Annotated in this window: 1 protein-coding gene; it reads right to left on the reverse strand. The window is 60.0% G+C overall.

All coding sequences use genetic code 11. The annotated features are described in order from the left end of the window. Positions 1 to 263 precede the first annotated feature (263 nt). Complete coding sequence (locus tag PQQ53_RS34900) at positions 264 to 1274, reverse strand: IS110 family RNA-guided transposase (protein WP_408329270.1); 1011 nt, start codon at positions 1272 to 1274, stop codon at positions 264 to 266. Positions 1275 to 1383 lie beyond the last annotated feature (109 nt).

Genomic DNA, 1383 nt, shown 5'->3' on the forward strand with positions numbered 1-1383 from the left:
AACCGGACATTTCTTATATGGTCGCCTCCCATTTGCAAGGAGATTGTGCGTGGCGAGGAGGGTGGTTGCGGACTTATATCCGGACTCGATCGCGGGACGTGCCCGCCGGCCCCGATGGATTTCGCCGCAAAGGTCCTAATCTAAATGAGCGGACTCGAAGTCCGAGAAATGTCTCAGGCTTGCCCTTGCGCGGTCCAACCTGTCTTGCCATCGTTCAATACACCTGTGCAACCGTTGATGAGGTTAAATGCCTTGATGCATGGTCAGTGCACTGGCGTCGCCTGATACGTTCGCCCATAGGCGAGTAATGCCCAGATCGTTCGCGCGATCTTGTTGGCCAGTGCAACAGCGACCACGTTCGTCGGACGCCGCGTTAGCAGGAGGCGCAATCGTTCGGGCAGGTGCTTCGAACTTGAGATGACAGCTCGGGCACCGTGTATGAGTAGCGTCCGTAGATACACGTCGCCACGTTTGCTGATGCCGCCGAGCCTGATCTTGCCGCCTGAACTGTTCTGACTGGGCACCAGGCCGAGGTAAGCCGCAAATTCACGCCCAGACCGGAAGTTTTTCGCCTGACCGATCACAGAGACTGCGGCGGTGGCCGTAAGCAGCCCGACACCAGGAATCTCCGAGATACGCAGACATGCTTCGTCATTGCGTCGCCATTCGATAATGCGCTGCTCGATGCGCCCGATCTGTTCGTCGAGCACGAGCATTCGTGAGAGCTGGTCCTGGAGGCTTTCCGTGAGCATCGCCGGCAACTGGTCTGCCAGCGTTGCGAGTGCAGCTCTGGCGGCCTCGATCGAGGCACGGCGACCCTGCGGCAGAATCACGCCGAACTCGTACAGCAGACCGCGCATCTGGTTGACCTGCATGACGCGGAACCGTACGAGTTGCTGTCGCATCCGGTGAAGCGCGAGCATGGCCTGCTGGTGTTCTGTCTTCACGGCCACGAAGCGCATGCCCGGACGCTGCGCAGCTTCCCAGATTGCCGCTGCGTCCGCCGCGTCGTTCTTGTTCGACTTGACGAACGGCCGCACGAACTGCGCTGCAATGAGCCGGACATCGTGGCCAAGCCGCGCCAACTGCCGTGCCCAGTGATGAGCGCTGCCACAGGCCTCCATCACTACACGCGACTCTGGCCGGTTGGCAAAGAACGGCAGCAACTGCGCGCGTTTGAGAACCTTGCTGTGGATTGCGCCGGTGTCAGAATCGACGAAATGGATCTGGAAGACGCGCGTAGCCAGATCGATGGCAATGATCGTGGGTTCCATCTGATTCTCCTTGACGGCAGGACTGCCGAATCCGCAATGTCGCACGTTCCTGACGCGAGACCGCGGCGCCGGACAGACCGCTAAGGCGGGAGGCGACCATTCCATCTAA

It is taken from the genome of Paraburkholderia strydomiana (assembly GCF_046030495.1).
In the GTDB taxonomy this organism is placed as follows: domain Bacteria; phylum Pseudomonadota; class Gammaproteobacteria; order Burkholderiales; family Burkholderiaceae; genus Paraburkholderia; species Paraburkholderia strydomiana_A.